24 protein-coding genes and 1 tRNA gene are annotated in these 26607 nt (G+C 34.0%); 9 read left to right on the forward strand and 16 right to left on the reverse strand.

The window, feature by feature from the left end:
* The first annotated feature begins 248 nt into the window (after positions 1-248).
* A complete protein-coding gene (locus tag FLACOL7796_RS19730; RefSeq protein ID WP_173972515.1) occupies positions 249-2663 on the forward strand; it encodes a TonB-dependent receptor domain-containing protein in 2415 nt (804 codons plus the stop codon).
* 91 nt (positions 2664-2754) lie between these two features.
* Here the strand turns inward: FLACOL7796_RS19730 and FLACOL7796_RS19735 are convergent, their stop codons facing one another.
* The 3 genes from FLACOL7796_RS19735 to FLACOL7796_RS19745 all read right to left on the reverse strand — a co-directional run bounded on the left by FLACOL7796_RS19735 (position 2755) and on the right by FLACOL7796_RS19745 (position 5344).
* Complete coding sequence (locus FLACOL7796_RS19735; RefSeq protein ID WP_173972516.1) at positions 2755-3426, reverse strand: copper homeostasis protein CutC; 672 nt, start codon at positions 3424-3426, stop codon at positions 2755-2757.
* A gap of 246 nt (positions 3427-3672) precedes the next feature.
* Positions 3673-3960 carry a GIY-YIG nuclease family protein gene (locus FLACOL7796_RS19740; RefSeq protein ID WP_173972517.1) on the reverse strand — a complete coding sequence of 96 codons (288 nt, stop codon included), beginning with the start codon at positions 3958-3960 and terminating at the stop codon, positions 3673-3675.
* Positions 3961-4336: 376 nt separating this feature from the next.
* Positions 4337-5344: a 3-oxoacyl-ACP synthase III family protein gene (locus tag FLACOL7796_RS19745; protein WP_055093260.1), complete on the reverse strand. Its 1008-nt coding sequence runs from the start codon at positions 5342-5344 to the stop codon at positions 4337-4339.
* Positions 5345-5608: 264 nt separating this feature from the next.
* Between FLACOL7796_RS19745 and FLACOL7796_RS19750 the strand changes: the two genes are divergently transcribed.
* The gene (locus tag FLACOL7796_RS19750; RefSeq protein ID WP_173972518.1) at positions 5609-8020 is read left to right on the forward strand and encodes a S9 family peptidase; all 2412 of its coding nucleotides are present in this window, start codon (positions 5609-5611) and stop codon (positions 8018-8020) included.
* A 105-nt stretch (positions 8021-8125) separates the two neighbouring features.
* Here the strand turns inward: FLACOL7796_RS19750 and FLACOL7796_RS19755 are convergent, their stop codons facing one another.
* The 3 genes from FLACOL7796_RS19755 to FLACOL7796_RS19765 all read right to left on the reverse strand — a co-directional run bounded on the left by FLACOL7796_RS19755 (position 8126) and on the right by FLACOL7796_RS19765 (position 10399).
* Positions 8126-9076 carry an ABC transporter ATP-binding protein gene (locus FLACOL7796_RS19755; RefSeq protein WP_173972519.1) on the reverse strand — a complete coding sequence of 317 codons (951 nt, stop codon included), beginning with the start codon at positions 9074-9076 and terminating at the stop codon, positions 8126-8128.
* Between the two features lie 105 nt (positions 9077-9181).
* Positions 9182-9877 (reverse strand): OmpA family protein, encoded by a 696-nt coding sequence (locus FLACOL7796_RS19760; RefSeq protein WP_173972520.1) that lies wholly within the window; start codon positions 9875-9877, stop codon positions 9182-9184.
* A gap of 18 nt (positions 9878-9895) precedes the next feature.
* The gene (locus tag FLACOL7796_RS19765; protein WP_173972521.1) at positions 9896-10399 is read right to left on the reverse strand and encodes a lipocalin family protein; all 504 of its coding nucleotides are present in this window, start codon (positions 10397-10399) and stop codon (positions 9896-9898) included.
* Positions 10400-10602: 203 nt separating this feature from the next.
* Here FLACOL7796_RS19765 and htpG point away from each other — a divergent pair, with 203 nt between their 5' ends.
* From htpG to FLACOL7796_RS19780, 3 genes are all read left to right on the forward strand, one after another.
* Complete coding sequence (gene htpG, locus FLACOL7796_RS19770) at positions 10603-12486, forward strand: molecular chaperone HtpG (protein WP_173972522.1); 1884 nt, start codon at positions 10603-10605, stop codon at positions 12484-12486.
* 121 nt (positions 12487-12607) lie between these two features.
* The gene (locus tag FLACOL7796_RS19775) at positions 12608-13438 is read left to right on the forward strand and encodes a hypothetical protein (RefSeq protein WP_173972523.1); all 831 of its coding nucleotides are present in this window, start codon (positions 12608-12610) and stop codon (positions 13436-13438) included.
* Positions 13439-13570: 132 nt separating this feature from the next.
* A complete protein-coding gene (locus FLACOL7796_RS19780) occupies positions 13571-14287 on the forward strand; it encodes a DUF4369 domain-containing protein (RefSeq protein ID WP_173972524.1) in 717 nt (238 codons plus the stop codon).
* Between the two features lie 147 nt (positions 14288-14434).
* Here the strand turns inward: FLACOL7796_RS19780 and FLACOL7796_RS19785 are convergent, their stop codons facing one another.
* The 7 genes from FLACOL7796_RS19785 to idi form a co-directional block, all read right to left on the reverse strand.
* Positions 14435-14893 (reverse strand): DUF5362 family protein, encoded by a 459-nt coding sequence (locus FLACOL7796_RS19785; RefSeq protein WP_173972525.1) that lies wholly within the window; start codon positions 14891-14893, stop codon positions 14435-14437.
* Between the two features lie 217 nt (positions 14894-15110).
* Positions 15111-15184 (reverse strand) — tRNA-Thr (locus FLACOL7796_RS19790).
* 78 nt (positions 15185-15262) lie between these two features.
* Positions 15263-15529: a hypothetical protein gene (locus tag FLACOL7796_RS19795; RefSeq protein ID WP_173972526.1), complete on the reverse strand. Its 267-nt coding sequence runs from the start codon at positions 15527-15529 to the stop codon at positions 15263-15265.
* 56 nt (positions 15530-15585) lie between these two features.
* Complete coding sequence (locus tag FLACOL7796_RS19800) at positions 15586-16554, reverse strand: type I phosphomannose isomerase catalytic subunit (protein WP_173972527.1); 969 nt, start codon at positions 16552-16554, stop codon at positions 15586-15588.
* A gap of 54 nt (positions 16555-16608) precedes the next feature.
* Complete coding sequence (locus FLACOL7796_RS19805) at positions 16609-17067, reverse strand: peroxiredoxin (protein WP_173972528.1); 459 nt, start codon at positions 17065-17067, stop codon at positions 16609-16611.
* A gap of 3 nt (positions 17068-17070) precedes the next feature.
* On the reverse strand, positions 17071-17481 hold the full coding sequence (locus FLACOL7796_RS19810) for a 6-carboxytetrahydropterin synthase (protein WP_173972529.1): 411 nt from the start codon (positions 17479-17481) through the stop codon (positions 17071-17073).
* A gap of 21 nt (positions 17482-17502) precedes the next feature.
* Positions 17503-18030 carry an isopentenyl-diphosphate Delta-isomerase gene (gene idi / locus FLACOL7796_RS19815; RefSeq protein WP_173972530.1) on the reverse strand — a complete coding sequence of 176 codons (528 nt, stop codon included), beginning with the start codon at positions 18028-18030 and terminating at the stop codon, positions 17503-17505.
* Positions 18031-18325: 295 nt separating this feature from the next.
* Between idi and msrB the strand changes: the two genes are divergently transcribed.
* From msrB to FLACOL7796_RS19830, 3 genes are all read left to right on the forward strand, one after another.
* On the forward strand, positions 18326-18880 hold the full coding sequence (gene msrB, locus FLACOL7796_RS19820) for a peptide-methionine (R)-S-oxide reductase MsrB (RefSeq protein ID WP_173972531.1): 555 nt from the start codon (positions 18326-18328) through the stop codon (positions 18878-18880).
* Positions 18881-18887: 7 nt separating this feature from the next.
* Positions 18888-19505 (forward strand): peptide-methionine (S)-S-oxide reductase MsrA, encoded by a 618-nt coding sequence (gene msrA / locus FLACOL7796_RS19825; protein ID WP_173972532.1) that lies wholly within the window; start codon positions 18888-18890, stop codon positions 19503-19505.
* Positions 19506-19828: 323 nt separating this feature from the next.
* On the forward strand, positions 19829-20689 hold the full coding sequence (locus tag FLACOL7796_RS19830) for a quinone oxidoreductase family protein (RefSeq protein WP_232067416.1): 861 nt from the start codon (positions 19829-19831) through the stop codon (positions 20687-20689).
* 358 nt (positions 20690-21047) lie between these two features.
* Here the strand turns inward: FLACOL7796_RS19830 and FLACOL7796_RS19835 are convergent, their stop codons facing one another.
* Together FLACOL7796_RS19835 and FLACOL7796_RS19840 are read right to left on the reverse strand one after the other, a co-directional pair.
* Positions 21048-22139 (reverse strand): DUF6630 family protein, encoded by a 1092-nt coding sequence (locus tag FLACOL7796_RS19835; protein WP_173972533.1) that lies wholly within the window; start codon positions 22137-22139, stop codon positions 21048-21050.
* Between the two features lie 7 nt (positions 22140-22146).
* Entirely contained in the window at positions 22147-23706 is a 1560-nt protein-coding gene (locus FLACOL7796_RS19840) for an NAD(P)/FAD-dependent oxidoreductase (protein ID WP_173972534.1), read from the reverse strand.
* 270 nt (positions 23707-23976) lie between these two features.
* Between FLACOL7796_RS19840 and FLACOL7796_RS19845 the strand changes: the two genes are divergently transcribed.
* Positions 23977-24216 (forward strand): hypothetical protein, encoded by a 240-nt coding sequence (locus FLACOL7796_RS19845; protein WP_173972535.1) that lies wholly within the window; start codon positions 23977-23979, stop codon positions 24214-24216.
* 137 nt (positions 24217-24353) lie between these two features.
* On the opposite strand, the gene recQ is transcribed toward FLACOL7796_RS19845, so the two are convergent.
* On the reverse strand, positions 24354-26549 hold the full coding sequence (recQ, locus tag FLACOL7796_RS19850; protein ID WP_173972536.1) for a DNA helicase RecQ: 2196 nt from the start codon (positions 26547-26549) through the stop codon (positions 24354-24356).
* Between the last annotated feature and the right edge of the window lie 58 nt (positions 26550-26607).

The raw sequence follows: 26607 nt of genomic DNA on the forward strand, positions 1-26607 counted from the left end.
CACTTAGAATTTCTTAAAAACGATTTTATTCTGATTGTTAAAATTATCAAAAAATTAAAATGCTAATCTATTAAAAAACAGCACCTCTTAAAAAAAAACAAAATCTTTTTTAATTTTTCCTGTAACATATCGATGATAAAAGAGTCTTAATAGGGACTTTGAATTCGTTTGAAGGAAAAAAATCTAAACAAAAACAAAAAACAAATCATCATCATCATCAATCAAATCAAAATAATCACAACAACATTATGAAATTAAAATTCTTTCTGTTTGCATTACTGGGGGTAATTGCAACAACCCAAGCCCAGAACACGGGAACTGTTTCCGGGAAAATTACTGAAAAATCGAATAATGCGCCTATTTCTTACGCCACAGTCTCAATCAAAGATAACGGAAAAGTAGTTACAGGAGTAAACACAGATGATAATGGTGCTTTTTCTATCAAAAATTTAGCTTTAAAAAGTTATACTATCGAGATTCAATACATTGGATTCAGAAAATATGTTGGGTCAGTAATTTTGAGCGACAGCAAAAAATCAGCAACACTTAATGTGTCTCTTGAAGAAGAAGCAACGCAACTTAAAGGTGTAAATATTGTAAGCGATCGTTCGACAATAGAGCAAAAAATCGACCGAAAAGTAATTACTGTCGGGAAAGATTTAACTACCGCCGGAGCTTCTGCATCTGACATTATGAACAATATTCCATCTGTAAATGTGGATCAGGACGGAAAACTTTCACTTCGTGGAAACGATAACGTTCGTGTATTAATCGACGGTAGACCATCGAATATCGATCCTGCTCAATTATTAAAACAAATTCCATCAACTTCTATCAAAAAAATTGAATTAATCACCAATCCAAGTGCGAAGTACAATCCTGAAGGAATGTCTGGAATCATTAATATCGTTTTGCATAAAAATGCTAATACTGGTTTTAACGGAAGTTATAGCGGTGGAATCACTTTTGGAGAAACAGCTAAATACAACCAATCTTTAAACCTGAATTACAAAACCGGAAAAGTAAATTTCTTTGGAAACGTAGGTCAGAATTTTGGAACTTATTTTAATGAAGGTTATATCAAAAGATTAGATCAGGATATTACTCAAAATTTAGACATTAAGAATGATAACGATTCTTACTTGTATAAAATTGGAATGGATTATTTAATTGATGATCACAATACTTTATCGTTCTACACTAACCAAAATAAATCTAACGGAAAAGGATTTGTAGACACAAACATCGATTACAACAATGTAGCTGATTCTGATTTATTGAATGTTTTTCAAAAATCTAAATATACTGGACCTGATCAGGTTGGAACTTACAATTTAGCATATAAACACATCTTTAAAAAAGAAGGTCATACTTTAGATGTTGAAGGAAACTATAGCGATAATAAAGAAACACAATACGCTTCTTTTGATACTCAGTCAACAAAACTTGACAATACTAAAAACAATGTAATTTATGATGATTACATTAGAGGTACTCGTAAATTAAGTACTTTGAATGTTGATTACGTAAATCCGTTAAACGAAAAAACAACTCTTGAAGCAGGTGCTGAAGCAAGAATCACTAAAACAGATAACGATTATACTACAGGAAATCCATTAGCTGAAATTCCAGTTTCTAATTATACTTACGACACTGATATTTATTCAGCTTATGTAACTTTTGGACAAAAATTTAAAAAATTCAGTTATCAGTTAGGCGCTCGTTTCGAAAGCTATAAAGTAGCTGCTAATTTAAATCATGGTCTTGAAAAATTTGATGATGACTATATTACTTTATATCCATCAGCTTACTTTACTTATAACCTAAGCGAAAAAAATACGTTCCAATTTAGCTATAGCCGTCGTGTAGACCGTCCGAGTTTAGAACAAACAAAACCTATTCGTGAATTTTCTACTCCGTTAGTAACTTCATTAGGAAATCCTGAATTAAGACCTCAATTTACAAACTCTGTAGAGGTAAATTATACTAGAACTTTCGAAAAAGGAAGTCTTACTACGGGAGTATTTTACAGAAGTATCAACGATCAGATTAGTAGAATTTTATATCCGGACGACACAGATCCAAGCGGTAACAAGCAGATCATGACATTTACCAATTACGATCATAATACTTCTTTTGGTTTTGAAGTTTCGTTTAATTACAAAATCACAAAATGGTGGGACATCTCTCCATCTATTGATTTCTCAAGTATCAATCAGCAAGGAGTTGTGTTTTTATATGATCCGGCAACAAAGCTTAGTAATCCGCTTGAAAGAAAAGTTACAGTTGCTGCATTCAATGGTCGTATGAACTCAAACTTTAAACTAAACAAACGTTTAAGCTTCTTATTATTCGGATTTTACAGAGGTGCTGTTGACGGACTTCAAAATAATAGCCATGAAATGTACAAAATGGACATAGGTTCGCGTTATACATTATTAGACAACAAGATGAACATTAGTTTACGTTTTAATGACGTCTTTAATACTATGAAATATGCTTTTGATTCTATGTATCCTTATCCTCAAAGAGGACAATTTACATGGGAAAGCCAAACCGTTTATTTAGGATTAACCTATAATTTTGGTGGAGCAAAAATCAAAAACCTTGAACGTAAACAAAGAGAAGACAACACTAATAAAGGTGGTGGCGGAATGTTTTAATCCCACTTTTACTAGTAGATTTTAATAGTTCTTGTAGAAAAGAAAAGCCTGGAGTTTGCCAACTCCAGGCTTTTCTTATTTTATTTCATACCTAAAGAAAATTTCGTAATTCCTTTATCTCCTCAGGATTTGCTGTTTCACTACCATCAGTAATCGCCGACGAATGATAAAAAGTAGGTTCTAATTTTTCCTGTAACAATTTAATATTCGAAGATCGTAAACCTCCGCCGGGCATAATTTCGATTAGGCCTTTGGCAAGTTTCTGAATCACTTCCAGATCGTCAATTCCTTCTTCCACATTTTTTCCACGACCAGAAGTTAAAATGGTCGAAAAACCACAATCAATAACATCTTCAAGAGCTTGTTCTATTGCATTAACATGATCAAAAGCACGATGAAATGTACAAGAAAGCGGACTGGCTAAATTGACTAATTCCTTATTTTGTTTTTTATTGACACTTCCGTCAGGATTTAAAATTCCAAAAACAAAACCATCAACACCCAATTTTTTTAAGTGTTTGATATCTTGCTTCATTTCTACAAACTCTTCATCTGTATAAACAAAATCTCCTCCGCGTGGTCTGATAATAACATGCATTTTAATCGATAATTTTTCACGAACTTTCACTACCAAAACAGCATTTGGCGTTGTTCCGCCAAGTTGCATATTTTCGCACAACTCGATTCTATCCGCCCCACTTTCCTGCGCAATCAATGCCGATTCGTAATTGAAACACGCTATTTCTAGTTGATTTTTTTTCATTTTGATTGTTTTTATCATTTCTGATTTAACAAAATTATTAATTAAAAATCAAAAGCTCATATTAAAAACAGAAAGCTTGCCAACTGCAACGCGGGCTTCGACTCCGCTCAGCCTGACAATCGACTCCGCTCAGCCTGACAATTGTTATTCATAAAAATTTCCTTGTTAGTCAAGTGTCATCCTGAGCGGAGTCGAAGGCTGGTTTACTACTAAACATCCTTTTTATGAAAAATTTTATGTGTTGTTTCATTTAAACATTCCGACAGTTTTTTTTAAATCTTCCCATTTATCATTTATAATGGCTTCTTTCTTTTTTCTACTCCAGCCTTTTACCTGTTTTTCGAATGCAATAGCTTGATTAATATCATTAAACTCAGTACAAAAAACCAATTCAACAGGTCTTTTATTATATGTATAGCTTTCTTTATTTAAACCATAATTGTGTTCGTTTAATCTTCTTTCTACGTCATTTGTAACTCCTGTATAATAACTATTGTCAGAGCATTTTAATATATAGACATAATATCTTTTCATATCTTCTTTCTTAAAAAAATAAAAGTAAGAAAATTACATAGTAATATTTCGTACGATTGTTAAATTAAATTAGAAGGCATACCAACTGAACTTGGGCTTCGACTTCGCTCAGCCTGACAATTGGATGCAAAAAAAACGTTTCGCTTGTCATCCTGAGCGGAGTCGAAGGCGCACCAATTGGAACCGGTCTTCGACTTCGCTCAGACTGACATATAGAACTTAAAAGTAGAAATCATTTTCTTTATGTTCCTGGCCCGAGTTGAAAGATACTCAAACTTGGATTAGAGCTTCAACTCCGCTCAACCTGACAATTGGATATAAAAAAACCTGCTCCAAAAAAGAGCAGGTTTTAAAATATAATGCAAGATGAATTAATTTACCATTTAATAATTGCGCTTGCCCAGGTAAAACCACTACCAAAAGCAGCCAAAACAACTGTGTCTCCTGATTTGATTTTTCCTTGTTCCCAAGCTTCTGTCAAAGCAATCGGAATTGACGCTGCAGTTGTATTACCGTATTTCTGGATATTATTATGAACCTGATCATCCGTCAATTTGAATTTATTTTGAATGAATTGTGAAATCCTCAAATTCGCCTGATGCGGAATCAACATATCAATATCTGAAACCTGTAAACCGTTTGCTTCTAAACCTTCGTTGATTACTTCTGCAAAACGAACTACTGCATTTTTAAATACAAATTGTCCGTTCATATAAGGATAATAACTTTCGTCGTTCGGGTCATTATCTGCCAAGATATCCGTTACCCAACGCGCTCCCATTCCAGGTGCCTGCAAAGCCAATTCCTCAGCATGTTGTCCTTCTGAATGTAAATGCGTCGATAAAATTCCTTTTGTTAAATCTTCTTCACGGCTTAAAACCGCTGCTCCTGCTCCATCTCCAAAAATTACCGAAACTCCACGACCACGAGTCGTCATATCTAATCCTGTCGAATGAACCTCAGAACCAATTACCAAAATATTTTTATACATTCCGGTTTTAATGTATTGATCCGCAACCGAAATAGCATACACAAAACCAGAACATTGATTTCTAACATCTAAAGCCCCAACGGTTCTTAATCCTAAATCACGTTGTACTAAAACTCCAGGTCCTGGAAAATAGTAATCCGGACTTAGTGTAGCAAAAACTACAAAATCAATATCTTCTTTGGCTACTCCAGAACGTTCTATAGCAATTTTAGCTGCTTTTACTCCCATTGTAGTTGTGGTATCTTCTCCACGAATAATATGTCTGCGCTCCTGAATTCCCGTGCGCTCCTGAATCCATTCATCATTGGTATCAATAATCTTAGACAAATCATCGTTGGTCACAACATTTGAAGGAACATAATATCCTAAGCCCGCTATTTTTGAATGATACATATTCTTTTATTATTTGTTAAAAAATTCGATTGCAAATTTAAGTATACTTTAAATCATTAGCGTACAAATTAGTGTTTTTTTCGTAATTAGCAATTTAATATACTTCAATTATAAACTCAATTGAAGCAATTTACATCACGAAAAACCAGTTTTCATACCAAAACATTGAAAAGTATGAAAAATAACGCATAAAATGTAACAAGTTTAAAGTACTTTAGTCAAACATTATAGAAAGCATTTTTTTAAACTCCTAAAATTCAAATTATGAAATTAAAGGTTACTCTCCTCTTATTTCTAAACATGGGCTTTTTTGCCTTTGCTCAGGAAAACCTAACCTATCAAAAACCGTCTAAATCTATCTTAGATTTAGCCGATTATCAAAGAGCTCCAACAGTATCTATGGATACCAAAAAGGAGAATATGTTACTACTTTATAGAAACACATATAAAACACTTGACGATTTAAATCAGGAAGAACTTCGTTTAGGCGGATTGAGAATTAATCCGGTAACTAATATCTCAAGCAGCGTAACGTATACCATCAATCTTAAATTAAGAAAGATTAGCGGAAAGAACGAAACGCAAGTTACAGGTTTACCTGATAATCCTAAAATAAGCAATATTTCATGGTCACCAAATGACAAGAAAATTTTGTTTTCGCATACTACAAATTCAGGCGTAGAACTTTGGGTTATCGATGTAGCAACAGCAAAAGCAACAAAACTTACTGATGCCAATGTAAATGCAAATCTTGGAAATCCGTTTAGCTGGTTTTTAGACAATGAGACCATTTTGGTAAAAATGCTGCCTAAAAACAGAAAACCTTTATTAGATTCTAAAAAAGATTTACCAACAGGTCCAATCATTTCGAGTACTGCCGGGGCTAAATCTCAAAACAGAACTTATCCTGATATGTTGAAAAACCAAAATGACGAAATTAATTTTGAGAACATCATCACTTCAGAATTGTATAAAGTTAACCTTGACGGAAAAGCTACTTTATTTAAAGAAGCAGCAATGTATGCCGGAGAAAGAATTTCGCCAGATGGTAATTTCATTATGATTACAACAATCCAGAAACCATTTTCATATGTTGTTCCTTTAAACAGATTTCCGTCTAAAACAATTGTTTATGATGCAAGAGGAAAAGAAATTAAAACCGTTAATGAAGTTCCTTTAAACGAAATAATACCAAAAGGTTTTATGGCAGTTAGAAAAGGAAAAAGAGAAATGACCTGGAGAAATGACAAACCAGCAACATTATCATATGTTGTCGCTTTAGACGAAGGAGATCCTGCCAACAAAGTTGATTTTAGAGACGAAGTTTTTCTTTGGGATGCACCGTTTACAAACAATGCTACTACATTAGTAAAAGTACCTCAACGTTACAACGACATTGTTTGGGGTAATGACAATACTGCTTTTCTTACTGACGAATGGTACGATACCAGAAATACAAAAACGTATTTGATCAATCCGTCAAATCCTGCTCAGCAACCAAAAGTAATTACAGATAGAAACCAACAAGATGTTTACTCAGATCCGGGAACTTTTGAAACCAGAAAAAATGAGTACAACAAATATGTTTTAGCTATCGAAAAAGATAACGCTTACCGTATTGGTGAAGGATATACAAAAGAAGGTCAATTTCCTTTTATTGATGAATTCAATTTAAAAACATTACAGGCAAAACGTATTTACACTTCTTCTTATAAAGACAAAAAAGAAGATTTACTAGAAATTGAAGATTTTAAATCCGGTAAAGTTTTAGTTCAGATCCAGTCTAAAAGTGAATATCCTAATTACTATTTTAGAAATATCAAGAAACAAAACAGCCTGACACCAATTACTACTTTTCAAAATCCGTTTGAAAGTATTAAAAACGTGAGCAAAGAAGTTATTAAGTACAAACGTAAAGATGGCGTTGAACTTTCTGGAACTTTATACTTACCTGCGGGTTACGATAAAGTAAAAAAAGAGAAATTACCATTATTAATCTGGGCTTATCCAGCGGAATACAAAGACAAAAATAGTGCGGGACAATCGACTCAAAATTCAAACGAATTCACGTTTCCTTACTATGGATCATTTGTTTATTGGGTAACCAAAGGATATGTGGTACTTGACGATGCTGCTTTTCCTATTATCGGAGAAGGAACTACAGAACCAAACGACAACTTTATTCCTCAATTAGTAGACAATGCCGAGGCTGCAATCGATGCTGTTGATGCTTTAGGATATATTAACCGTAAAAAAGTAGCTGTTGGAGGACATTCTTATGGAGCTTTTATGACGGCAAATTTATTAACACATTCTAATCTTTTTGCATGCGGAATTGCCCGAAGTGGTGCTTACAACAGAACGTTAACTCCATTTGGTTTCCAGAGCGAACAACGTAATTATTGGGAAGCTCCGGATGTTTACACAGCAATGTCTCCTTTTATGAATGCAGACAAAATGAAAACTCCGCTTTTATTAGTACATGGTGAAGCAGATAATAATCCTGGAACTTTTACTTTGCAAACAGAACGTTATTATCAAGCTTTAAAAGGTTTGGGAGCCACTACAAGAATGGTAATTTTACCTAAAGAAGCGCATAGCTATGTTGCCAAAGAAAACATTTTGCACCTACTTTGGGAGCAAGATCAATTCTTAGAAAAATATTTAAAAAACTAGATTTCTTTAAATAATGTAAAAACAAAACCCCGACAGCTTTTTTAACTGTCGGGGTTTTATTTTACAAAAAGAATTATCTAATTTTCTAATTGCCAAATTATCTAATTAAAAATAATTTAAACCTAAAAATATTTCCTGTTCAAGAGGCAAATCTATTTCGCTTTCAAAAAATATTAATTGTCTTTTATAAACGGTTTCTATCAGAAAATGATTTCCTCTAAAATAAGTTTTTCTGATTTTTACAGGCAAATTCGATTCTGAAACCATTTTAAATTGATGCGGATACACCAAAGTTTTATGCATCTGATCTTCGTAAGAAATTAATAAATGAGTAGGAACTTCATTTACTTCTCCAAAAAGCGAAGCCACATATTTAGTTTCAGGATCTTCGTATATTTTTACGGGATTATCCTTTACGATCACTTCTCCGTTTCGCATTACGATTGCCTCGTCTGCAAATGATAAAGCGTCGGTACTATCATGCGTTGCAATAATACAGGTAATGCCTTTTTGTTTTAAATATTTAAATAAATTCCGGCGTAAAGCATTTTTACGAAAAGCATCTATTTGGCTAAAAGGCTCATCTAGTAAAATTACTTCCGGCTCTAAAGCCAAAACTCTTACCAGCGCTACTCTTTGTTGTTGTCCTCCACTTAAAAACTTCGCTTTCACATTCGAAAATTGCTCCATTTCTACCATTTCTAACAATTCCTGAACACGAAGTTTTTTCATGTTCGCAAAACCATTCGAAAGAAACTTTCCAACATTTTCAGCTACAGTCTCAAAAGGAGACAAATCAAAATCCTGAGCCAGATATTTCATATAAGGCATTCCGGGAATCAAATTGTATTTAGGACCTAAAATAGGCTTTTCATTATAAAAAATCTTGCCTTCATTTAAATCATATAATCCATACATTAATTTAAGAAGTGTACTTTTTCCGCAGCCACTTTCACCAATAATAGCGATATTTTCTCCTTTATTTATAGTAAAGGAAACGTTTTTTATAACAGGATTTTCGGTATACGAAAAAGAGATATTTTGAATGTCGAGCATGGGTTATATTTGAAAGCACAAATTTACAATGTTTAATTTCTAAAGTCAAAAAAAAGCTGCTTCAATTATGAAACAGCTTTTAAGAAATTTTATTGCGTTCGAAACTTATTTTCCAGCTTCAGATTTTGCATCATTTACCATTTTGTCGTTTGCAGTAATAGAAAACTCTACACGACGGTTTTGAGCTCTTCCTTCAGGAGAATCATTTGTTGCAATAGGATCAGCAATTCCTAAACCTGAAGTTTTGAAACGGCTTGATTTTAATCCTTTAGAAACTAAATAAGCTTGCACAGAAGCAGCTCTTTGTCCTGAAAGAGTCAAATTGTATTCTGGTTTTCCTGTATTATCAGTATAACCAAAAATTTGAATATCAGTATCTCCATACTCATTAAACACAGGAACTAATTTATCTAAATTTGCTTTAGCCTGAGGAGTCAAAGTTGATTTGTTAGTATCAAAACGAACAGAATTTTCATTTAAAGTTAAATGAATTCCCTCACCTACTCTTTCTACAGAAGCACCTGGCAAAGCCTGATCGATTTCACGAGCCTGTTTGTCCATTTTGTTTCCAATAAGAGCACCAGTTCCACCACCTACAGCAGCTCCAATTGCAGCTCCTAAAGCAGCGTTTCCGCCACGACCTAAATTATTTCCTAAAATACCACCAATAAGACCACCGGCTACTACTCCAATTCCGGCTCCTTTTTGTGTGTTATTTGCGTTTTTTACTGAATCGCAACTTGTAAAGAAACTTACTAATACAAGCAAAGTGCTCAAACCTAAAACTGTTATCTTTTTCATATTATATATTTTTTAATTTTAATTAGCTCTTTGAAATTGGTAAACAACATCTTTTACTTGTCCTCCAACATTGATATTATCCACTAATTGGAATGAATTATCAGTTAAACCTGCAACCTTTAGTAAATATCCGTCTCTTACTTTTTTTGCTTTGATACCAGCATCAAGAATTTTAAGTACAAACATTCCCTGGTTGTTAATACTCCAAACAATTGGTGAAGTAAAACCAGTACAGCTTGGCGCAGTTAATGCCATAGTACCTTTATTGTTATTTGAAATAAAACTCCATGTACTTCCAATAAAACATTTAGAATCAGCAAGATCAAACGAATTTACTTTAATGTACTCAGAACCAGGATAAGATACATTGGTTAGAACCCAATTTCCTTTAATAGCTACTTGAGATGGTCTGTCAAGTTTAGTCGATAGCGTAGTGGCTTCAGTTGAAGCAGTTGTAGACGAAGCTGATTTACACGCGAATAACATCGTGGCGATCATGCAAATGAAAATAATTTTCTTCATTTTGTACATTTATTTAAGTTAATACTTACTTATTTAACAATTATTATACCACAAAGATACAATTCATAAGAATATCTTTTGTTTTAGAATCTAATTATTTTCTTTCAAAATTAACACTTACGCCATTTTGTCACCTAAAAAGCAATTGGTATTCTATTTGAAGAAATGAGAATCATCACATTAAACTAAAAAATTAAAAAAATATGACAACAGGTAAAATTAATGTTTCTGTAGAAAACATCTTTCCCTTAATCAAAAAGTTCTTGTACAGCGATCACGAAATTTTCTTGCGTGAGCTTATTTCGAACGGAACCGATGCAACTTTAAAACTAAAACATTTAATTAGTATTGGAGAAGCAAAAGTTGAATACGGAAATCCTTTTATCGAAGTAAAAATCGATAAAGAAGGTAAAAAAATTCACATTATCGACCAAGGTTTAGGTATGACAGCTGACGAAGTTGAAAAATACATTAACCAGGTTGCTTTTTCAGGAGCTGAAGAGTTCCTTGACAAATACAAAGATTCTGCTAAAGATTCTGGAATTATTGGTCATTTTGGTCTTGGATTCTACTCTGCATTTATGGTTGCAGAAAAAGTAGAAATCATCACTAAATCATACAAAGATGAACCAGCTGCACACTGGACTTGTGACGGAAGCCCTGAATTTACTTTAAAGCCGGCTGACAAAACTTCACGTGGTACAGAAATCATCCTGCACATTGCTGAAGATTCTCTTGAATTTTTAGAAGATTCTAAAATCAGCGGATTATTAAACAAATACAATAAGTTTATGCCTATTCCGATTAAATTCGGGACAAGAACAGAAACACTTCCAAAACCGGAAGATGCTCCTGAGGATTACGTAAACGAAACACTTGAAGTAGACAATATCATCAACAACCCTAATCCAGCCTGGACAAAACAGCCAACTGAATTATCTGATGAGGATTATAAAAACTTCTACAGAGAATTGTATCCAATGCAATTTGAAGATCCTTTGTTTCACATTCATTTAAATGTAGACTATCCGTTTAACCTGACAGGAATTTTGTATTTCCCAAAATTAGGTTCGGATATGCAAATTCAGAAAGATAAAATTCAACTGTACCAAAACCAGGTTTACGTAACAGATAACGTAGAAGGAATTGTACCTGAATTTTTAACAATGCTTAAAGGTGTTATCGATTCACCGGATATTCCGTTGAACGTTTCTCGTTCAGGATTACAAGCTGATGGTGCAGTTAAGAAAATCTCGAACTACATTACTCGTAAAGTAGCCGATAAACTTAAAGCTTTATTCAACGAAAACCGTGCTGATTTTGAAGCTAAATGGAACGATATTAAAATCGTTTTAGAGTACGGAATGCTTTCTGAAGATAAATTCTACGAAAAAGCAGGTGCATTTGTTTTATACCCAACTGTAGACGACACTTACTTTACTCTTGAAGAATTAAAAGAGAAATTAAAAGAAAACCAAACCGATAAAGACGGAAAATTGGTAGTTCTTTACGCTGGAAACAAAGAAGCACAACACTCTTATATTGAAACAGCAAAAGAAAAAGGATACGAAGTATTGCTTTTAGATTCTCCGATTATCTCTCACTTGATTCAAAAAATCGAAGGAGACAATAAAGATCTAACTTTTGTTCGTGTAGACTCTGATCATATTGATAACCTGATCAAAAAAGACGAAAACACGATTTCTAAATTATCTGATGAAGAAAAAGAAACACTAAAAACTTCATTAGAAGCGTATATCCCTAAAGCGTATAGTGTACAACTAGAAGCTATGGATAGCCAAGCTGCTCCGTTTATCATCACGCAACCTGAATTTATGCGTAGAATGAAAGAAATGAGTCAGTCTGGTGGTGGCGGAATGTTCGGAATGGGTAATATGCCGGAAATGTACAATCTGGTTGTAAACACCAACTCTGATCTAGCTTCAAGCATTTTGAATACTGAAGACAAAACACATCAGGAACACTTGGTAAAACAAGCTTTAGACTTAGCTAAATTATCGCAAAACTTATTAAAAGGAGAAGCTTTAACAGCTTTTGTAAAAAGAAGTTTTGAAATGATTAAATAATATTTTTCATAAAATAAACGTTTTAAAATCCTGTAGGCCAAGCTTACAGGATTTTTTTATTGCCGTAACTTTTTTTATTACATTTGAATGCCTTATCAATCTAACAACAAACAAAACCACTATGAAAAAAACCGCTATTTTATTACTGGCTATTTGCACAACAGGACTTACTTACACTTCTTGTTCAAGCAATGACGAAAACAAAACAAATCAACCTGACGTTTCAACAATTGGAACTTCAATTGCAATTGACGCTACTACCGAAATGGATATCAAAACCGGATTATTGGTTTCTACAAAAACTTCTCCCACCGGTAAAGTAGCCGAAAATGCACCCGGACTTTGCGCAACTGTTACCGTAACGCAACAAAATGCCGACTCTTACCCAAAAGTATTTACAGTAGACTACGGAACAACAGGTTGCACAGATAATCAAATTATAAAAAAAGGAAAACTAAAAATTACGCTTTCAGAACCAATTACTACCACAGGAAGCAAAATGACTATTGAAAGAATCGATTATTCTATTAACGGAATAAAACTTGAAGGAACAATTGAATATGTTAACAGTACAACGGTTGCAACTGTGCCGCAGTTTACGAGAACAGTAACAAATGGAAAATTTACTGATTTAGCAGGAAGAGTTTTTCTTAATACCGGAACGATTACCGTAAAACAAACTGCAGGCGTAGATACTCCATTTCTTTTAACGGATAATATTTACGAAATGCCTCAGGGAACTCATACTGTAACAGCTCCAAACGGAGAAAAACTAACCCTTACCGTTCAGGAAACACTAATAAAAAAATACTCTTGCGAATTTATTTCTAAAGGAAGCCTGAAAGTTCAGGGCGGAATATTAAATGGCATTATAGATTACGGCAACAATGACTGTGATAGTAAATACACCTATACAAACGAAAACGGGACATCATTTAACCTGGCAATGTAACTCGATAATTTTAATAAAATTCAAGAATCCCAATTTAGAAATAGATTGGGATTTATTTTTTTGCAAAATTTAAACACTACATCATTACATTCAAACTATTTTCTTTATTTTGCAGCAAAATCTAAAAAACCAATGAAAAAATCAATTATTGCTTTTGTTACACTCGCAGTACTAGCCTCTTGTAGCAAAAAAGAATCTACTGACAATTTGCACCTTACGGGAAATATAAAAGGATTAAAAAATGGAACTTTATACATTCAAAGAATCGTTGACACCTCTCTTGTAGCCATAGACAGTATTAAAATAGATGGTGATTCTTCTTTTGAAAGAGACATAAAACTAGAATCTCCTGAGGTTCTTTATTTATACCTGGATCGTGGAGTGACAAATTCATTAGACAATAATATTTTATTTTTTGCTGAACCAGGCAACATCAATATCGACACCAACTTAGACAACTTTATTTTTAATGCAAAAATTACGGGATCTAAAAACCAGGAGCTTTATGATGAGTACAAAAAAATAAACTCTCGTTTTACTGATGAAAATCTTTCTATGGTTGAATCAAGATTTAAAGCTATAAAAAGACAAGATCAAAAAGCAATTGACAGTATCGACATCAAACAAGAATCTAACATCAAAAGAAAATACTTGTACGCTACAAACTTTGCTTTAAACAACAAAGATCACGAAATAGCCCCTTATATTGCTTTATCTGAAATTTACGACATCAATATCAAATTCCTTGATACGATTCAAAAATCGATGACTCCAAAAGTAGCACAATCGCTTTACGGAAAGAAACTAACAAAATATGTTGCTGACATTAAAAAAGAGCAACAGAAGTAATATTACGTTACACAAAATAAAAAAAAGTCCTGAGAATGATCTCAGGACTTTTTTTGTTTTATAGCAAATTCCAAATTTTTAAACTCCAATTAAGTAAATAATATCATTTGGAATTTGGAATTTTTAAATTTTGATTTTTATTTCATTTTATCTTCCCAACAAAGCTCCAAACATTGAAAGGATGAATATTAATCCGTACAACACTAAAATAGCAAGTGTGAAAATTCCAAGAAATTTGTAATGAGATTTTAAATACCCAAAAGAACTGGTCAACGCTTCAGTATTATTATCTCTAAAAGCTTTTTTAGCATTAGAAGCAAATTTAAATAGATAATAAACCGGGAAGAAATAAATAGCGCCAATAATAAAATATACTATTCCTATTACTACTCCAAAAGAACCACCCATAGCATTCGCTCCGGGGATCATAGTTCCCATTGCCGCGAAAAAGGTTCCTGCAAAAACTGCAATTAACATGATAAGCCCAATACCAACAAATCCTACTATCGATAAAAAGTAAGCCCATTTTGCGGTTTCCTTTAAAAAGTCTTTTGCAGATTGGTCGAGCTGCAACTCAAATTTTTCAAAAACTGAATTTTCTTCCATTTGGATTATATTTTTGGTTAAGAAACAAACATAAGAAAAATATTGTTACAATTTTTATAAAAGTAAATTCCAGAAATTTAAAATCCAATATTTGAAAATTCCAACTTCCAAACAATAGCGAATCTCTGTGCAATTGGAATTTGAGAGTTAAAAAATTGGCAGTTATTTCGCTTTAGAGCAAAAAAAACCACCACTAAAAAGTGATGGTTTTCCGTTGAGCCGGCGGAGGGACTCGAACCCACGACCTGCTGATTACAAATCAGCTGCTCTAGCCAACTGAGCTACGCTGGCGACTCATTACGGGTGCAAATATAAAGCGGTTTTTCGTTTTACCAAAATAAATTTGCACTTTTTTATACTTTTTTTTGCTTACAATTCGTTGATTTTAGCAATCAATTGATTAGCAGTTTCTTCCAATTCAACATTGATTTGTTTAAAGTGCGCTTTTTTGTTTTCAACGTTCTTAGCATTCACTTTTGTGATCAAAGTATCAAAAGCAAGGATAGCCTGATCGATCAAAGCATTCGTTTCTGGAGTAGGATTTCCTGTAGTAGACATTTCAAATAAGTAAATTGCCTCAATAATATCTCCTAATACGAAGTTGATGTCTTTCTTTAAATTTTTAACGTTTGCCATTTTATTTTAATTTTAATTTGCGACTGCAAAAGTACACATTATCTTTAGATTAAGTGCTATGAAATGTAAATTTCTAAAATTGAAGCTTTTCCACTCAAAATAAATGCATTTATCTCAGCCGGAACCAAAACTGTATCACCTTTTATATACGATTGTTTGAATCCATTATATTCAATTTCAAAACTTCCTTCGATACACATATAAACTGTAAAAGTTTCACCTGATTTAGAAACTTCGACTTTACTTTCTAAAGGAATAAAATTCGTGGTAAAATAAGGACAATCTACTACTACATTAGATGTATTCGCTTTTGTCTCATATTTCTTTTGGGTATCTACTTTATTATAGTTTATAGCATCAAGCGCTAAATCTACATGAAGTTCTCTTGTATTTCCCTGAGCATCTTTACGGTCAAAATCGTATAAACGATAGGTAATATCAGATGTTTGCTGAATCTCCGCCACTACTAAACCTGCTCCAATAGCATGAACAGTTCCGGTTTCTAAAAAGAAAACATCTCCGGCTTTTGCTTTTACATCATCCAAAATCGAAACTAAAGTTTTATCGTTTAGATGTTTTAAATATTCTTCTTTACTTGAATCCTCTTTAAAACCAACAATGATTCTAGCATCAGCATCTGCCTGTGTTACATACCACATTTCGGTTTTACCAAAAGAGTTATGACGTTCTTTCGCTAGTTTATCGTTTGGATGAACTTGTATCGAAAGATCTTCGCGAGCATCTAAATATTTAAAAAGCAACGGAAATTGTTTTCCGAAACGCTCATACACTTTCGTTCCCAAAATTTCATTTGGCATTTCATCAATTAGTTCCATAAGGGATTTTCCTTTCAAAACTCCATTAGAAACCACACTAACATCACCTTCTACAGTTGATAATTCCCAGCTTTCACCGGTAATTTTAGAAACAATTGGTTTGTTCAGAATCGTTTTTAGTTTTTCTCCTCCCCAGATTCTGTCTTTTAAAATGGGTTCAAATTGTAAAGGGTATGATTTTAGGTTCATTTTTTTAGGTTAATCTTTATTAAATCAATATCAAATTGATATTCTTTTTTATTTCTATAATACTAATTCTTTGACCGTTTCAAGTGCCTTCGGAATATGCTTTCCGGCATTCATACTATCAAAAATTAAAATAACCACACCATTTCTGTCAATAACATAGGTTACCCTTCCTGGCAAAAGACCAAATAAACTATCGCGAACGCCAAAAAGGTGTCGCAATTTTTTATCCTGATCTGATAACAATATAAAAGGCAATTGATGTTTGTTGGCAAATTTATGGTGCGACTTTACACTATCGCTGCTTATACCAATAACCTCAGCACCTAAATCTTTAAAATCTTCGTATTGATCTCTAAAACTACAGGCTTCAGTTGTACATCCGGGCGTATTATCTTTTGGGTAAAAATAAATCACGAGCGGTTTTCGTCCCAAAACACTTTGGCTTTCAAAAACTTCTCCATGACTATCCTTTGCAGTAAAATTCGGAACTATATCTCCTATTTTTAATGACATTTTTTATTCTCCTTTATAAGTTACAAAATTACGGTCCGTTTCATTCAGCACGATTTCTAAATCAAAATCAGGCTGAATTCTTTTTCTAATTTTATTCCATATCACAACGGCAATATTTTCTGCAGTTGGATTCAAATCCTGAAATTCCGGAACATCCAGGTTCAGGTTTTTGTGATCAAACGGAATTTCTACTTCTTCCAGTATAATATCCGCTAATACTTTCACATCTAAAACAAAACCAGTTTCGGGGTCAACTTTTCCTGTAACACTTACTGTTAAACCATAATTATGACCATGAAAATTGGGATTATTGCATTTTCCAAAAACGGCATTGTTTTTTTCAGATGTCCAATCTTTTCTGTGCAATCGATGTGCAGCATTAAAATGTGCTTTTCTTGATATGGTTACTCTCATTGTGGCGGTTGGTTAGTCTGGTTAAAGCTTGTGATCTTCTAAATAATGATCAAATTCATCAAAAATTATTTTAAACCAAACGGTATAAATTTCAGGTTGTTTCTCAATATCCGCTTTTACGTCTTCGATCTTCATCCATTTCCAGTCTTCGACTTCTTCAGGATTTATTGCCGGAGCATCATTATAATATCCAATCATAACATGATCCAGCTCGTGTTCTGTCAAACCGTTATCAAAAGGTGCTTTATAAATAAAATGAAAAAGCTCTTTCAATTCGGCTTTAAAACCCATTTCTTCAAACAATCTTCGACTTCCGGCTTCTACATTCGTTTCTCCTTCACGCTGATGGCTACAACATGTATTGGTCCAGAGTAAAGGTGAGTGGTATTTGTGATGAGCACGTTGCTGCAACATAATTTCGTTTTTATCATTTAAAATAAAAACCGAAAAAGCACGGTGTAAGACCGCTTTTTCATGTGCTTCTAATTTTGGCATTAGGCCAATTTGCTCATCCTTTTCGTTTACTAATATTACGTTTTCTTCTATCATAGGGCTTATTGATCAAACAAAAATACGAAAAAAGAAATGGCTTGAAAATCCTACGAGAGATTGTGAAAAGTTTAACGAGCAATGCATTATACAAAAAGCTGATTCAGAACAAAATACAAACCATTTAATTTAAAAAATCCTTTAAAAATAAGCCCTAAAAACTAAAACGGAATGTTTTACGTACATAATAAAAGTTAAAACATACTTAAAAAAATCTCAATTGTAAAGTACACGACATTTCAAGGCGAAATCTCGTCGTATCTTTGAAATCACAGAATTAAAGCACTCAAAAACAATGAAAACAAAAACCCAAATCTTCAGCCTTTGCTTTTTAATTCCGCTTTTTATTTTACAGGCATGCGGACAAAGTGCAAAAAAAACAAATACCAAAACAGTCGTTATGGAAAACAAGATCAGCAAACCCGGAAATCCTTATTACTCGAATACCGATACCACAAAACTTAATGTAACAAATGCGGAGTGGAAAAAAGTATTACCAGATGATGTTTACGCTGTAATGCGCGAAGCAGATACCGAAAGACCTTTTACCGGAAAATACTGGAATACCGACGAAAAAGGAACTTACTATTGCGCTTCATGCGGAAATTTACTTTTTCGTTCCGGAGCAAAATTCGCCAGTAGCTGCGGATGGCCAAGCTTTTTTGAACAAGACAACAAAAAAAGCGTAGTGTATAAAAATGATAATTCTTTAGGAATGGAAAGGATCGAAGCGCTTTGCGGTCGCTGCGGCGGACATTTAGGCCATCTATTCGATGATGGACCTGCGCCAACCGGAAAACGTTATTGCATGAATTCGATCGCACTTGACTTTGTTCCTGATTCTAAATAAAACAACGATGAAAAATATATTTTTAATTGCCATTTTCGCATTATCCCTGAATGGATTTGCACAAAATACCAAAACAAAAAAAGCTTCGAACCTTGAAACTATTACACTTGGCGGAGGCTGCTATTGGTGCGTTGAAGCCGTTTACGAAAATTTAGACGGAGTAAAATCTGTAGTTTCGGGTTTCTCAGGAGGAAAAGTAGCCAACCCTACTTATGAAGAAGTTTGCACAGGAACAACAGGTCATGCCGAAGTAGTGCAAATAACGTACGACAAAACAAAAACTGATATTAATGAAATTTTTCAGGTTTTCTTTACCGTTCACGATCCAACAACATTAAACCGTCAGGGTGCCGATGTTGGAACACAATATCGATCTGTAATTTTTTATAAAAATGCCGAACAAAAAAATGCCGCCGAAAGTATTATTGCCGAGTTAAACAAAGCAAAAGTATATAATAGTCCGATTGTAACGAAAGTCGAACCGTTTAAAGCATTCTACAAAGCCGAAGATTATCATCAAAATTATTATGCAAACAACAAAAATCAGCCGTATTGCAAAATGGTAATTCAGCCTAAAATCGAAAAATTCGAAAAAGTCTTTAAAGACAAATTAAAAAAGAAATAATTTCTCATTTATATTGGTTAATAATAGTTGCCGCTCATGAAAATGGGCGGTTTTTTTTGATTGTTTTTTTTTGCCACGAATTTCACGAATTAGCACGAATTAATCAGTTTAGATCCTTAAAATTCTTAGCAAAAATCTTTTAATTCTACCAATTTGTGGCTATAAAAAATTTCAAACTGAAAACGAATTTTCACGTACTTTGTATTCCTTAATTCAATTAAAAAATAAAAGCACTTACCTTCTCTTCTTTTGGAAATTCTGATGTTTTAGAATACATCGAAATTCCGAATCCTGAATTAAAAACCGATGAGATTCTAGTCGAAATGAAAGCCATTGGATTAAATTTTGCCGATGTGTACAGACGAAAAGGAAATTATCACCTAAAAGGAAATCCGCCTTTTATTGCCGGTTACGAAGGTGCCGGAATCGTAGTTGACAATAACAATCATCCCGAATATAAAATTGGAGATCGTGTGGCTTTCGCCGATGTTCCTTTTGCGAATGCAGAACTGGTTGCCGTAAATATCAATCACGTTTTGCCGCTTCCCGAAGCTATTTCTTTCGAAACCGCAGCCGCTATTTTACTACAAGGTTTAACCGCACAATATCTCGCAACCGACAGTCATAAAACCACCAAAGGCGAAACCGTATTAATTCACGCCGTTGCTGGCGGAGTTGGTCAATTTCTTACTCAAATTAGTAAATCTTTGGATGCCAATGTTATTGGTTTAACCTCCTCTCCAGACAAAGCAAAAGTAGCAATCGAACAAGGTGCCGACCATGTTTTTTTGTATAATGAAGATTGGAAATCAGAAATTTTTAAAATAATTCCAAATGGCGTTGATGTTGTTTATGATAGTATCGGAAGCACTTTATCCGATAGTTTTGAAGTTACCAAAGAATGCGGACAAGTCGTTTTCTTCGGTATGGCGGGCGGAGATCCTGAACCTGTAAATCCGAGAATGCTCATGGATACTTCAAAAACCTTAACCGGAGGAGATTTATGGAGTTACCTAAACTCAAAAGAAGAAAGAATCAAAAGATCTGGTCAATTATTCAACTGGATCATCGAAGGAAAAATAAAGCTTTCAGAACCAACTTCTTTCAAATTATCCGAAGGAAAACAAGCACACGATTATCTCGAAAGCCGAAAAAGTACCGGAAAGATTATTTTGATTCCATAAATGATTAGGGCGTGCGTATGCAGTTCTCAGTCTCAGCCGCGGTTTTCAGTCTCAGTCTCAGTTCTCAGACTTACGCTTCAGCACAATCTTGTCATCCCAAGGAACGAGGGATCACACTCGGAACTCAATAAGGATTTTCGATATACTTTGCGGAATTTCTAGTGTGATCCCTCGTTCCTCGGGATGACAAACTATATGAAAATATTGTTATGAAAATGATTGTCCTAGCCCCGATAGAAGTGGAAATCCTTTTGTGGCGGTGTTCGCCACAAAAGATTGGAACGTATAGCGGGATTAGCTCCTGAAAAAAATTACATTTATCACAGAAATCAAGATAACGAACAACTGATAATTTAATTTACAAACTATCTACCTCAATTTTCGTCAATTCAGACAATTCTAAAATTCTCGCAACATCACTTTTATTTGCTACAAAAAACAAATAATTATCTCCGTGCGTATCGTAACTCATTAATTCAAAACCTCTTTTTTCTAAAGCCGATTGTATGTAAGGAAACAAATCATGGCTATAAGTTTCTTCAGGATAATCGAAATTAAGATCTTCGCCTATCATTTCTGAGATAAAGGCTTCCGCATCTTCAGGATCAAATTTCCAGTCGCTGTTCCAGGCATCGATAATTTCAAAAAAAGCCCAATGACCTTGCACTATTTCATGATATTCTGTATGCCCCTTTTTAAAATTCTTTAATAGTTTTTTCGACTGCTTCTGAACCAATTTCTCATCGATACTTCCTCTCGAAACTAATCTAATAAATTCCTCAAAAGTTTCCTGGGTAATCTCAACTTCTTCGGGCAATAAATTTTCCTGTAAAGGAAGCTGAACACTTTCTGGCAATGCTATATTAAGATGCTGACAAATACCTTGTAAAATCTTTTCAAATTCTTTAAATCCTATTTTCTGAGTTTCATTTTTAGGATCATTTACATCAATAGATTCAGCTTCTAATATTCCTTTTGTATAATCCAGAAAATAACTATTATTATAGATCATTCTAAAATCATTCGTTTCCAGGCTATTGGTACAACAAAAAAAGATCATGAAATTATGCAAAACATGTTTCAGATACTTTTTAGCTTCGGGCGATGGCTCGGTATAAAACTGAATATGAATATAATCATACTCTAATTCCTGAAGCATTTGTTCTTCAGAAACGGGACCAATATTAATCTTTTTATATATTTCGTTCAGAACTTCGTAAGCGTTTTTAAATCCGCTTTTCTTAATTTCAGCTCTTCCCTCTTCATGATCGAAAGAACTTGGAAATGAATATAGGCTTACAGAAATCGTATCATGAACTCCTTTCATTTTAAATTCAAAATTATTATTTCCATTATATAATTCTGAATAAATAAGATCCATAACATCAAAAGAAACAATCGATTTTGGATCATTATTTCTACCAAAGAAATTAGAAAAGAAGTTCTTCATAATACTATTATTTTAAAGTTTCGGCAATCATTAAAGCGCATTTTTCGCCATCAATCGCAGCAGATATAATTCCGCCTGCATAACCGGCTCCTTCTCCGCAAGGATACAAACCTTTTATTTGCAAATGCTCATAAGTAATTGGGTCTCTCGGAATACGAACCGGAGACGAAGTTCTGCTTTCCGGCGCATGCAAAATAGCTTCATTGGTCAAATAACCGCGCATTGATTTTCCGAATTCTTTAAATCCTTCACGTAAAATTTGTGATAAAAATCCAGGAAAAACCTGCCCCATTTCTACCGAAGTTGTTCCGGGAACGTAAGAAGTTTTAGGAATATCAGCAGAAACTTTATTTTGAGTAAAATCGACCATTCGCTGTGCAGGAACTTTTTGAGTTTCTCCAGCCAAATGCCATGCTTTTTGTTCGATACTTTTTTGAAATTCCATTCCGGCCAAAGCACCAAATTTTGCAAAAGGTTTAAAATCTTCTAATTTTAATTCGATCACAATTCCTGAATTTGCCGTAACCTGATCACGTTTAGATGGCGACCAACCGTTTGTAACCACTTCACCCGGACTTGTGGCGCAAGGTGCAATTACACCTCCCGGACACATACAAAATGAATACATTCCGCGACCGTTAACTTGTTTTACAATCGAATATGGCGCCGGCGGCAAATGCTCACCACGATAATCGCAGCTATATTGAATACTATCTATTAATTCCTGCGAATGTTCAGCACGAACTCCCAAAGCAAAAGGTTTTGCCTCGATAAATATTTTCTTTTTATCTAATAATTCAAAAATATCACGCGCTGAATGTCCGGTTGCTAAGATTAATTTATTAGATAAAATCTTGTCGCCGTTTTGAGTTACAATTCCTTCAACCTCATTATTCTTCACCAAAATATCCGTTACACGTGTATCAAATAAAACCTGACCACCAAACTCGATGATTTTGTTTCGGATATCTTCAATAATTTTAGGTAATTTATTGGTTCCAATATGTGGATGTGCTTCTACCAATATATCTTCTGAAGCTCCAAAAGCGACTAAAAGTTCTAATATTCTGGTCACATCACCACGCTTTTTAGAACGCGTATATAATTTTCCGTCAGAATAAGTTCCTGCTCCACCTTCGCCAAAACAATAATTCGAATCTTCGTTTACGATATGATCTACATTTATCGCTTTTAAGTCACGACGACGGCCACGAACATCTTTTCCGCGTTCGATTACAATTGGCTTTAAGCCTAATTCTATTAATTGCAAAGCAGCAAAAAGTCCGGCCGGACCTGCTCCAACCACAATTACTTCCTGAGCCGAAGAAACGTCCTTATATATAGGTAGCTCGATTTTAGTTTCCTGAAAAGGTTCTCCTTGTAAATAGATAATCACTTTCAGGTTGATTTTTATCGCTTTTTGTCGCGCATCAATAGATCGCTTTAAAATAGAAACATGTTGAATTTCCTTAGGAGAAACCTTTATTTGTTTAGACAAATAGTCTTTTAGCAACAATTCGTTTGCAGCTATTTCTGGAGTTACCTGAAGTAAAAGTTCTCTTGGCATTTTATTTTATTTATTCAATTAGCTTTTCTATTTATGAAAAGAACATGCAAAAATACTATTTTGAACTGACTTTATATAATTAACCGCAAAGTGCGCTAAGTTTTATTTTTTAATCTCGCAAAGTCGCGAAGACGCAAAGTTTTTTATTTTCTTTACAACTCTGCGTTTCTAAAGAAAAAACTTAGAAACTGAGTATCTCAGAACCTCAGTACCTTTTTTCAAAATAGACTTTGTACCTTTGTCTCTCTGAACCTTTGCACCTTAAAAAAAATGTCTAGAAAAATAAAATTGATTTGGGATTTTCGTGGTCCGGCTTCGGCAAAAACAGCCGAACATCATGAAATTCATTTAAAAGAATATATCGCAATAGAAAAATTGCCTTTGAATATTACAGGATTTAAAATCATAAACGATATGCACGCAACCGCTTTTATGGTAGTAACGGATGAAAATATGATTCCTGTACGTGATGCTTTGAAGCCACATCGCGGGGAAGTATATGAAGGGTGAGAAAGTCACAGTTCTCAGTGGCAGTTTACAGTTATGTACTGAGAATAAATTTAAGTCGCAGTCTCAGTTTTCGGTCACAGCTTACAGTTCTGACTGTGACTGTAAACTGTGACTGTAAACTGTGACTGTAAACTTTTTTAATTCGCTACTTCGCTAATAAATTTTATTCGCATTAAGCGTAATTCATCAATATCATAATCGCCATCGAATTCTTTAAGAGCGTCTTCGATTTTATCTGATTCTGATTCCATGAAATAATCGTGAATTTCTTCTTGCTGATCTTCATCAAGCATATCATCTACCCAATACTTAATATTCAATTTAGTTCCTGAGTAAACAATCTGTTCCATTTCTTTGATCAGAGCATCCATCGAAAGTCCTTTTGCAGAAGCGATATCACTTAACGGCAACTTTCGATCTATATTTTGAATAATGTATAATTTGTTTGCAGAATTTACTCCGGTAGATTTAACTACCAAATCGTCTGGGCGAATAATATCATTATCTTCTACATAACGACTAATTAAGGTCACAAAATCGTTACCGTATTTTTTAGCTTTTCCTTCACCAACACCATGTATATTATACAATTCGGTTAAAGTGATTGGATATTTTAAAGCCATATCTTCAAGAGAAGGATCCTGAAAAACAACAAATGGAGGAACTCCTAGTTTTTTAGCTACTTTTTTACGTAGTTCTCGCAACATTCCCATCAGAACTTCATCAGCAGTTCCTGATGATTTTGCTGCGGTTACAATTGCTTCGTCTTCAGATTCATTGTATTCATGATCTTCAGACATCATAAATGAAACTGGCTTTTTAATAAAATTCAAACCTTCTTTGGTGATTTTTACCACACCATAAGTTTCAATATCTTTAGATAAATAACCTGCAACTAAAACTTGTCGCAATAATGCCATCCAATATTTCTCGTCATGATCTGATCCTGAACCAAAAAAGGATTGCGTATCGGTTTTATGCGCTTTAATTACAGCATTTACTCTACCTATTAAAGTAAAGACAATTTCTTTCGACTTATATATATGTTTAGTATCACGAACAATTTCAAGCAATTTAACGGCCTGATCTTTCGCCTCAACTTTAGTTTTAGGATTACGAACGTTGTCATCCATGTCTGCACCTTCTCCTGTTTCGCTGTCAAATTCTTCACCAAAATAGTGCAACAAGAATTTTCTACGCGACATCGAGGTCTCGGCGTAAGCCACAACTTCCTGCAATAAAGCAAAACCAATTTCTTGTTCTGCTACTGGTTTACCGGACATAAATTTCTCCAGCTTTTCTACATCTTTATAAGAGTAATAAGCCAAACAATGTCCTTCGCCTCCATCACGACCGGCACGACCCGTTTCCTGATAGTAACTTTCTAATGATTTTGGAATATCATGATGAATTACAAAACGAACGTCTGGTTTATCAATTCCCATCCCGAAGGCAATTGTTGCTACAACCACATCTACATCCTCCATCAGGAACATATCCTGATGTTTGGCTCGTGTTTTAGCATCTAAACCTGCGTGATAAGGCACCGCGCTGATTCCGTTTACTTGTAAAACTTCGGCAATGGATTCTACTTTTTTACGGCTTAAGCAGTAAATAATTCCTGATTTGCCTTTATGTTGTTTGATAAATCGAATAATATCCGATTCTATATTTTTAGTTTTTGTCCTAACTTCGTAATATAAGTTTGGTCTGTTGAAAGATGCTTTAAAAGTATTTGCATCAGACATGTCCAGATTTTTAAGAATGTCTTCCTGAACTTTTGGGGTTGCAGTTGCTGTTAATCCAATGATTGGCACTTGCCCTAATTGTTTAATAATGTTTTTCAGATTTCGATATTCAGGCCTAAAATCATGACCCCATTCTGAGATACAATGCGCTTCATCAATAGCAACAAATGAAATAGGCACACTTTGTAAAAAAGCTACATATTCTTCTTTTGTCAAAGATTCCGGTGCCACATATAAAAGTTTGGTCAAGCCAGAAGTAATGTCTTTTTTTACTTGTGCGATTTCTGTTTTGGTAAGAGAGGAATTTAAGACATGCGCAATTCCGTTTTCTGAGGAAAGGCTTCTGATGGCATCAACCTGATTTTTCATCAAAGCAATTAAAGGAGAAACAACAATTGCTGTTCCGTCCTGAATTAAAGCGGGTAATTGATAACAAAGAGACTTTCCACCGCCAGTAGGCATGATTACGAAGGTATTCTTTTTGTTTAAGATACTCGTAATGACTTGCTCCTGCAAACCCTTAAATTGGCTAAAGCCGAAATACTTCTTTAATTCCTTGTGTATTTCAATTTCGTTTGAATTCATTATTTATATTAATGGTATTTTGTATAAATTTGCAACACATAAAGATACAACTTTCTTT

It is taken from the genome of Flavobacterium bizetiae, from assembly GCF_902804475.1.
Classification (GTDB): Bacteria; Bacteroidota; Bacteroidia; order Flavobacteriales; family Flavobacteriaceae; genus Flavobacterium; species Flavobacterium bizetiae.

Bases quoted from the DNA above. Each gene is read 5' to 3' on its own strand.
- FLACOL7796_RS19730 (WP_173972515.1), top strand. From the start codon at position 249: ATGAAATTAAAATTCTTTCTGTTTGCATTACTGGGGGTAATTGCAACA.
- FLACOL7796_RS19735 (WP_173972516.1), bottom strand. From the start codon at position 3,426: ATGAAAAAAAATCAACTAGAAATAGCGTGTTTCAATTACGAATCGGCA.
- FLACOL7796_RS19740 (WP_173972517.1), bottom strand. From the start codon at position 3,960: ATGAAAAGATATTATGTCTATATATTAAAATGCTCTGACAATAGTTAT.
- FLACOL7796_RS19745 (WP_055093260.1), bottom strand. From the start codon at position 5,344: ATGTATCATTCAAAAATAGCGGGCTTAGGATATTATGTTCCTTCAAAT.
- FLACOL7796_RS19750 (WP_173972518.1), top strand. From the start codon at position 5,609: ATGAAATTAAAGGTTACTCTCCTCTTATTTCTAAACATGGGCTTTTTT.
- FLACOL7796_RS19755 (WP_173972519.1), bottom strand. From the start codon at position 9,076: ATGCTCGACATTCAAAATATCTCTTTTTCGTATACCGAAAATCCTGTT.
- FLACOL7796_RS19760 (WP_173972520.1), bottom strand. From the start codon at position 9,877: ATGAAAAAGATAACAGTTTTAGGTTTGAGCACTTTGCTTGTATTAGTA.
- FLACOL7796_RS19765 (WP_173972521.1), bottom strand. From the start codon at position 10,399: ATGAAGAAAATTATTTTCATTTGCATGATCGCCACGATGTTATTCGCG.
- htpG (WP_173972522.1), top strand. From the start codon at position 10,603: ATGACAACAGGTAAAATTAATGTTTCTGTAGAAAACATCTTTCCCTTA.
- FLACOL7796_RS19775 (WP_173972523.1), top strand. From the start codon at position 12,608: ATGAAAAAAACCGCTATTTTATTACTGGCTATTTGCACAACAGGACTT.
- FLACOL7796_RS19780 (WP_173972524.1), top strand. From the start codon at position 13,571: ATGAAAAAATCAATTATTGCTTTTGTTACACTCGCAGTACTAGCCTCT.
- FLACOL7796_RS19785 (WP_173972525.1), bottom strand. From the start codon at position 14,893: ATGGAAGAAAATTCAGTTTTTGAAAAATTTGAGTTGCAGCTCGACCAA.
- FLACOL7796_RS19795 (WP_173972526.1), bottom strand. From the start codon at position 15,529: ATGGCAAACGTTAAAAATTTAAAGAAAGACATCAACTTCGTATTAGGA.
- FLACOL7796_RS19800 (WP_173972527.1), bottom strand. From the start codon at position 16,554: ATGAACCTAAAATCATACCCTTTACAATTTGAACCCATTTTAAAAGAC.
- FLACOL7796_RS19805 (WP_173972528.1), bottom strand. From the start codon at position 17,067: ATGTCATTAAAAATAGGAGATATAGTTCCGAATTTTACTGCAAAGGAT.
- FLACOL7796_RS19810 (WP_173972529.1), bottom strand. From the start codon at position 17,481: ATGAGAGTAACCATATCAAGAAAAGCACATTTTAATGCTGCACATCGA.
- idi (WP_173972530.1), bottom strand. From the start codon at position 18,030: ATGATAGAAGAAAACGTAATATTAGTAAACGAAAAGGATGAGCAAATT.
- msrB (WP_173972531.1), top strand. From the start codon at position 18,326: ATGAAAACAAAAACCCAAATCTTCAGCCTTTGCTTTTTAATTCCGCTT.
- msrA (WP_173972532.1), top strand. From the start codon at position 18,888: ATGAAAAATATATTTTTAATTGCCATTTTCGCATTATCCCTGAATGGA.
- FLACOL7796_RS19830 (WP_232067416.1), top strand. From the start codon at position 19,829: ATGAAAGCCATTGGATTAAATTTTGCCGATGTGTACAGACGAAAAGGA.
- FLACOL7796_RS19835 (WP_173972533.1), bottom strand. From the start codon at position 22,139: ATGAAGAACTTCTTTTCTAATTTCTTTGGTAGAAATAATGATCCAAAA.
- FLACOL7796_RS19840 (WP_173972534.1), bottom strand. From the start codon at position 23,706: ATGCCAAGAGAACTTTTACTTCAGGTAACTCCAGAAATAGCTGCAAAC.
- FLACOL7796_RS19845 (WP_173972535.1), top strand. From the start codon at position 23,977: ATGTCTAGAAAAATAAAATTGATTTGGGATTTTCGTGGTCCGGCTTCG.
- recQ (WP_173972536.1), bottom strand. From the start codon at position 26,549: ATGAATTCAAACGAAATTGAAATACACAAGGAATTAAAGAAGTATTTC.